General features: G+C 71.4%; 9 protein-coding genes and 1 pseudogene. 8 read left to right on the top strand and 2 right to left on the bottom strand.

Annotated features, from left to right (window positions below):
- Positions 1-35: 35 nt before the first annotated feature.
- The 7 genes from ACZJYS_RS21495 (at position 36) to ACZJYS_RS21465 (ending at position 4,592) form a co-directional block, all read left to right on the top strand.
- On the top strand, positions 36-1,637 hold the full coding sequence (locus ACZJYS_RS21495) for a fumarate hydratase (RefSeq protein ID WP_109515458.1): 1,602 nt from the start codon (positions 36-38) through the stop codon (positions 1,635-1,637).
- A 10-nt stretch (positions 1,638-1,647) separates the two neighbouring features.
- A complete protein-coding gene (locus ACZJYS_RS21490) occupies positions 1,648-1,899 on the top strand; it encodes a DUF1272 domain-containing protein (RefSeq protein ID WP_493180262.1) in 252 nt (83 codons plus the stop codon).
- 10 nt (positions 1,900-1,909) lie between these two features.
- The gene (locus tag ACZJYS_RS21485; protein ID WP_109515104.1) at positions 1,910-2,329 is read left to right on the top strand and encodes a RidA family protein; all 420 of its coding nucleotides are present in this window, start codon (positions 1,910-1,912) and stop codon (positions 2,327-2,329) included.
- A 2-nt stretch (positions 2,330-2,331) separates the two neighbouring features.
- Positions 2,332-2,736 carry a VOC family protein gene (locus ACZJYS_RS21480; RefSeq protein ID WP_379649091.1) on the top strand — a complete coding sequence of 135 codons (405 nt, stop codon included), beginning with the start codon at positions 2,332-2,334 and terminating at the stop codon, positions 2,734-2,736.
- 122 nt (positions 2,737-2,858) lie between these two features.
- Positions 2,859-3,131 carry a hypothetical protein gene (locus ACZJYS_RS21475; protein ID WP_493180261.1) on the top strand — a complete coding sequence of 91 codons (273 nt, stop codon included), beginning with the start codon at positions 2,859-2,861 and terminating at the stop codon, positions 3,129-3,131.
- 5 nt (positions 3,132-3,136) lie between these two features.
- Positions 3,137-4,357: a class II fumarate hydratase gene (locus ACZJYS_RS21470; protein WP_493180260.1), complete on the top strand. Its 1,221-nt coding sequence runs from the start codon at positions 3,137-3,139 to the stop codon at positions 4,355-4,357.
- 10 nt (positions 4,358-4,367) lie between these two features.
- The gene (locus ACZJYS_RS21465) at positions 4,368-4,592 is read left to right on the top strand and encodes a ribbon-helix-helix domain-containing protein (protein ID WP_109515100.1); all 225 of its coding nucleotides are present in this window, start codon (positions 4,368-4,370) and stop codon (positions 4,590-4,592) included.
- A 20-nt stretch (positions 4,593-4,612) separates the two neighbouring features.
- Here ACZJYS_RS21465 and smpB read toward each other — a convergent pair whose 3' ends face one another.
- Positions 4,613-5,098 (bottom strand): SsrA-binding protein SmpB, encoded by a 486-nt coding sequence (gene smpB / locus ACZJYS_RS21460; RefSeq protein ID WP_109515099.1) that lies wholly within the window; start codon positions 5,096-5,098, stop codon positions 4,613-4,615.
- A gap of 107 nt (positions 5,099-5,205) precedes the next feature.
- Positions 5,206-6,084 carry a 4-hydroxy-tetrahydrodipicolinate synthase gene (gene dapA / locus ACZJYS_RS21455; RefSeq protein ID WP_493180259.1) on the bottom strand — a complete coding sequence of 293 codons (879 nt, stop codon included), beginning with the start codon at positions 6,082-6,084 and terminating at the stop codon, positions 5,206-5,208.
- A 165-nt stretch (positions 6,085-6,249) separates the two neighbouring features.
- Here dapA and ACZJYS_RS21450 point away from each other — a divergent pair.
- A pseudogene (locus ACZJYS_RS21450) lies at positions 6,250-6,690 on the top strand (lytic transglycosylase domain-containing protein); the annotation flags it as partial.

The following is a 6,690-nucleotide window of genomic DNA, read 5'->3' as shown; positions in this document are numbered from 1 at the left end:
TTTCCCAGCGCAGCAAGGGCTTCCAGTACTCCCCCATGCTGCCGCTGGGCGAGGACCGCACCACCTACCGCAAGCTGCCGATCGAGGGGGTGAAGGTCATCGAGGTCGAGGGCAAGAAGGTCCTCAAGGTCTCGCCCGGGGCGCTGGAGCAGCTGGCCTTCACGGCGTGCAAGGAGGTGTCCCACTTCCTCCGCCCCGGCCACCTGGAGCAGCTCGCCAAGATCCTGAAGGACCCCGAGGCCAGCGCCAATGACCGCTTCGTGGCGCTCGACCTGCTGAAGAACGCCTCCATCTCGGCCGGCGGCGTGCTGCCGATGTGCCAGGACACCGGCACCGCCATCGTCTTCGGCAAGAAGGGCCAGCGCGTCTGGGTCGAGGGGGACGAGGAGGAGGCGCTCTCCTACGGCGTCCACCGTACCTATACCGAGACGAACCTGCGCTACTCGCAGATGGCGCCGCTCTCGATGTTCGAGGAGGTGAACACCGGCAACAACCTCCCCGTGCAGTTCGACATCTACGCCTCCCCCGGCGACCACCATGCGGACGAGTTCCACATGATGTTCGTGCTCAAGGGCGGCGGCTCAGCCAACAAGACCTTCCTCTTCCAGCAGACCCGCGCCGTGCTGAACAAGCCGAAGCTGCTGGCCTTCCTGGAGGAGAAGATCAAGACGCTGGGCACCTCCGCCTGCCCACCCTACCACCTGGCCATCGTCATCGGCGGCACCTCGGCCGAGACGACGCTCAAGACGGTGAAGCTGGCCTCCACCCGCTACCTGGACGAGCTGCCCGCCACCGGCGACAGGTCCGGCCACGGCCTGCGCGACCGCGAGCTGGAGCAGGAAGTCCACAAGCTGACGCAGAATCTGGGCATCGGCGCGCAGTTCGGCGGCAAGTATTTCTGCCACGACGTGCGCGTCATCCGCCTGCCCCGCCATGGCGCGAGCCTGCCCATCGGTATCGGCGTCTCCTGCTCCGCCGACCGGCAAATCAAGGCCAAGATCACGCCCGAGGGCGTGTTCCTGGAGGCGCTGGAGCACGACCCGGCCCGCTTCCTGCCCGAGACCACGGACGAGATCCTGGGTGGCGAGGTGGTGAAGCTCGACCTCAACCGGCCGATGGACGAGATCCGCGCCGAGCTGTCGAAGCACCCGGTCAAGACCCGCGTCTCGCTCACCGGCACCATCGTCGTGGCGCGCGACATCGCCCACGCCAAGCTGCAGGAGCGGCTCGACCGTGGCGAAGGCCTGCCGCAATACCTGAAGGACCACCCGGTCTACTACGCCGGCCCGGCCAAGACCCCCGAGGGCCTGCCCACGGGCTCCTTCGGCCCCACCACGGCGGGCCGCATGGACAGCTACGTGGCCGCCTTCCAGGCCGCCGGCGGTAGCCTGGTGATGCTTGCCAAGGGCAACCGCTCCAAGGCTGTCACCAATGCCTGCAAGGCGCATGGCGGCTTCTACCTGGGCTCGGTCGGCGGCCCGGCGGCGCGGCTGGCGCAGGACTGCATCCGCAAGGTAGAGGTGCTGGAATACCCGGAGCTCGGCATGGAAGCCGTCTGGCGCATCGAGGTGGAGGACTTCCCCGCCTTCATCGTGGTGGACGACAAGGGCAACGACTTCTACGACGGGCTGGAGTAAGAGCGCGGCCATGCTGGCGCTCCGCCCCAATTGCGAATGCTGCGACCGCGACCTGCCGCCCGATTCGCGGCAGGCGCTGATCTGCTCCTTCGAGTGCACCTTCTGCCGGGACTGCGCCACGGCGCGGCTCGGCGGGCGGTGCCCCAATTGCGGCGGAGAGCTGGTGGCCCGCCCCGTGCGCCCGGCCGACAGGCTGGCGCGCTTCCCGGCCCAGGCGGAACGGGTCCGCCGGGCGCAACCCTGCCCCGCCGCCGCGGGCTGAGGAGCACCGCATGGAACGCCGCCTGATCTCCTCGGGCAGCCGCTTCGAGGAAGAGATCGGCTACTCGCGTGCCGTGGTGGTGGGAGACACCGTCTATGTCTCCGGCACCACCGGCTACGACTACGCCACCATGACCATCGCCGAGGGCGTGGCGGAGCAGTGCGAGCAGACCTTCCGCAACATCGCCGCCGCGCTGGAGCAGGCCGGCGCCACGCTGGACGACGTGGTGCGCGCCACCTTCATCGTGCCGCGGCGGGAGGACTGGCCGCTCTGCTGGCCCGTCACGCGGAGGTGGCTGGGCCGGGCCCGCCCGGCCTCCACCATGATCCATGCCGGGCTGCAGACGGATGCCATGCGCATCGAGATCGAGGTGACGGCCCGGCTGCGTCCGGCGCCGCATGAGCCGGCGCGCGGCGAGGGAGGAAGCTGAGCATGCGTTTCGCGGTGGACCGGCTGGATCACCTGGTGATCACCTGCCGGGATGTGGAGATCACGGCCTCCTGGTACCAGCGCGTGCTGGGCATGGACCGCGAGGCCTTTGGCGAGCAGCGCCGCAACGCGCTGCGGTTCGGCGGCCAGAAGATCAACCTGCGCCCGGAGACGGCGACGCAGGAAGAGTGGTTCACCGGCCCCGCCGCCGCCCCGGGCTGCCAGGATCTCTGCTTCGTCGTCGCCGTCACGGCGCAGGACGTCATCGCCCACCTGCACGAATGTGGCGTGACGGTGGAGCTGGGGCCGGTGCCGAAGGCGGGGGCCCTCGGCCCCATTACCTCCGTCTATTGCCGAGACCCGGATGGCAACCTGATCGAGCTGGCCACCTACGGCGCCCGCGCCTGAGGCCAGGCGGCGGCCCCGCGCCGGGCGCAGGCCCGGCGCGCCACGATCGCGCCCGCGCTTCGCCTTATTCCGGCGCCAATCGGCGCTATAGTGGGAGGATAGAGCCCAGGAGGGCGACCCACATGACCCCGTTCCGCTCCTTGTTCCTTGCCGGTGCCGCCCTGGCGGCCATCGGCCTCGCCAGCCCAGCCGCGCAGGCGGGAGACTGGCACCGCCACCGCGGCGGCAATGGCGGCGCGGTCGTGGCCGGCATCATCGGCGGCCTGGCCGTGGGCGCGCTGGTCGGCAGCGCCGCCACCGCCCAGGCGGCACCGCCGCCGGCCTACTACTACGCCCCGCCGCCGCCGCCGCCCGTGGCCTATTACGCCCCGCCGCCGAGGCCAACAAGGCGCTGAGCGAATTGCCGGCCGAGATCGCCGACCCCATCATCGCCGCCGCCGCCGAGATCGCCGCGGGCGAGCGCGATGCCGACTTCCCCCTTCCCGTCTGGCAGACCGGCTCCGGCACCCAGACCAACATGAACGCCAACGAGGTCATCTCGAACCGCGCCAACGAGATGCTGGGGCAGCCCCTCGGCACCCGCAAGCCGGTGCACCCGAACGACCACGTCAACCGCGGCCAGTCCTCCAACGACAGTTTCCCCACCATGATGCACATCGCCGCCACCGAGGCGGTGGAGCAGCGGCTGATCCCGGCGCTCGGCGTGCTGCGGGCGGCGCTGGAGAAGCGGGCGGCGGAATGGGGCGACATCGTCAAGGTCGGCCGCACCCACCTGATGGACGCGGTGCCGGTGACGCTGGGCCAGGAATTCGCCGCCTGGGCCGCGCAGGTGGCGCATGGCCAGGACCGGCTGCGCGGCGCCCTGCCCCGGCTGCGCCTGCTGCCGCAGGGCGGCACCGCCGTCGGCACCGGCCTCAACCGCCATCCTGACTTCGACACCGCCTTCTGCGAGCGGGTGCGCGCGCTCACCGGGCTCGACTTCCAGCCCAACCCTAATAAGTTCGAGGGGATGGGGGCGGAGGATTCCTTCGTCGAGCTGTCGGGGGTGCTGAACACCCTGGCCGTGTCGCTCACCAAGATCGGCAACGACATCCGCCTGCTGGGCAGCGGGCCGCGCTCCGGCTTCTCCGAGCTGGTCGTGCCGGCGGACGGGCTGTCCTCCTCTATCATGCCGGGCAAGACCAACCCGACGCAGTCGGAGGCGCTGACCATGGTGGCGGCGCAGGTGATGGGCAACCACACCGCCATCACCGTGGCCGGCGCGCAGGGCCACCTGGAGCTGAACGTCTTCAAGCCCGTCATCATCAACGCCACGCTGCAATCCGTGACGCTGCTGGCCGACGCCGCCGAGAGCTTCGCCCACAACATGGTGGAGAAGCTGGAGCCGAACCGGCCGCGTATCGCCGAGAACCTGGCGAAGTCGCTGATGCTGGTGACGGTGCTGAACCCGCGCATCGGCTACGACAAGGCGGTGCAGATCGGCAAGAAGGCGCTGGCCGAGAACCTGACGCTGCGCGACGCCGCCGAGCGGCTCGGCTATGTGAAGCCCGAGGATTTCGACGCCTGGGTGAAGCCGGAGGAGATGGTCAGCCCTGGCGCCACCCTGGCCGGGGCCGGGTGAGCCACCGCCAATGACCGGCGCCCACCTCCAGAAGCGCTCCTTCACCCTGGCGGGCCACCGCACCAGCGTGGCGCTGGAGCCGGCCTTCTGGGCGGCGCTGGAGGCGATGGCGGCGGCGGAGGGGCTGGCCCTCTCCGCCCTGGTGCAGCGGCTGGACGCGGCGCGGGAAGACCCCGAGCTGCCGCTGGCCAGCGCGCTGCGGGTGGCGGCGCTGCTCGGCCGCGGCGCCGGCTAGGGCCTGCCCGGAAGAGCCGTTCAGCCCTTGTCGCGCATCAGCCGGGCCTTGTCGCGCTGCCAGTCGCGCGCGGCGATGGCGTGGCGCTTGTCGGCCTTGTTCTTGCCCTCGCCCAGGCCGAGCACGACCTTGGCGATGCCGCGGTCGTTGAACAGGATCTCCAGCGGCACCAGCGTCACGCCCTCGCGCGCCACGGCACCGGTCAGGCTCTCGATCTGCTTCTTCTTCAGCAGCAGCTTGCGCGGCCGGCGCGGCTCGAACTGCGAGACGAAGCTGCCCGCCTGCCATTCCGGGATGTAGCAGTTGAACAGCCACAGCTCGCCGTCGCGCTCGCCGGCCCAGGCCTCGGCGATGGCGGCGCGGCCGGCGCGCAGCGACTTCACCTCCGGCCCCATCAGCACCAGCCCGGCCTCGTAGGTGTCGCCGATCTTGTAGTCGAAGCGCGCCTTGCGGTTCTGCGCGGCGGTGCCGTGGGAGATCAGCGATTTCTTGCGGGGCTCGGCCATCGTTCTCTCAGTCTCGTCCCCGCCGGGGGTGGGAGGGTGGCGGCGGGGAAGCGTTGGGCAGGAAGGAACGGCGCCCGCCCCGCCCCGGTTTCAGTGCGGCGGGCGCCTCAGTTGAGCAGGCCGGCCGTGACCATGGCGGCCTTCACGCGCGCCCGGGTGGCGTCCGCCACCGGCGCCATGGGCAGGCGGCAGAACGCGGAGGACTTGGCCAGCAGGCTGGCGGCGTACTTCACCGGGCCGGGCGAGGTCTCGCAGAACATCGCGTCGTGCAGCGGCGTCAGCCGGTCCTGGAGGGCCATCGCCTCGTCGATCCGCCCGGCCTCCCAGGCGGCGTGCATCTCGGCGCAGAGGCGCGGCGCCACATTGGCCGTCACGCTGATGCAGCCCACCCCGCCCGCGGCGCGGAAGGCGAGCGCCGTGTGGTCCTCGCCCGAGAGCTGGCAGAAATCGGTGCCGCAGGCGAGCCGGGTGTGCAGCGGGCGGGTCAGGTTCGCCGTCGCGTCCTTCACGCCGATGATGTTGGGGTGCTTCGCCAGCCGCGCCATGGTCTCGACCGACATGTCGATCACGCTGCGGGGCGGGATGTTGTAGATGATGATCGGCAGGTCCACCGCGTCGGCGATGGCGGTGAAGTGCAGGTAGAGGCCTTCCTGCGTCGGCTTGTTGTAGTAGGGCGTCACCACCAGGGCGGCGTCGGCGCCGGCCGCCTTGGCGTGGCGGGTCAGCTCGATCGCCTCGGCCGTGCTGTTGCTGCCCGTGCCGGCGATCACCGGCACCCGCCCGCCCGCCGCCTCGACGCACAGCGCCACCACGCGGTGGTGCTCCTCATGCGACAGGGTCGGGCTCTCGCCGGTGGTGCCCACGGGGATGAGGCCGCTGGTGCCCTCGGCCACCTGCCAGTTGACGAAATCCTGGAAGGCTTTCTCGTCCACGGCGCCGGCCTCGGTCATCGGCGTGATCAGCGCGACGAGGGATCCCTTGAACATCGGACGAGACTTTCCTTCCCGGAGTGGCTGGCGGCGTGGCGCGGCGGCGCGCCCGCAGAGGCGGGAAGCTAGGCGCGGCGGCGGCGCCACACAAGCGGCACGCGCGCATGGTTGCCCTTCCGCCGCGCGGGACAAGGCGGGACCGATCGGCTAGGGTCCGGCCCCATGTGCCCCGCGCCGCGCCGCCCTGGCTTCCGCCCCGCCCTCCGCCACCGCCTGCTCGCCGCTCCGCTGCTGGCCCTGGCCTTCCTCGCGCCGCCTCTCGCCGCCACGGCGGAAGCGCAGCCCTGGGCGACGGAGAGCGCCCGCGCCACCGGCCGCGCCGCCATGGTGGCCGCGCAGGCCGGCCGCTGGAGCGAGGCCGAGAGCATTGCCAGCCAGGGCGCCGACCCGCTGGCGGCGAAGATCTTCACCTGGCTGCGGCTGCAGGTGCGCGGCCTCGCCACGGCGCAGGAGGTGGCGGACTTCACCGCCGCCAACCCGGCCTGGCCGCTGCCGCAGACCCTGGCGCTGCGCGGCGAGGAAAGCCTGCCGGTGCTGGCCGACGACACGCTGGTCCTGCGCCTCTTCGCCCGCACCCCGCCGCGCGGCCTGGTGGCGGTGCGG

Source organism: Roseomonas sp. TS2, from assembly GCF_058833935.1.
This window is presented reverse-complemented; position numbering and strand designations above follow the sequence as displayed.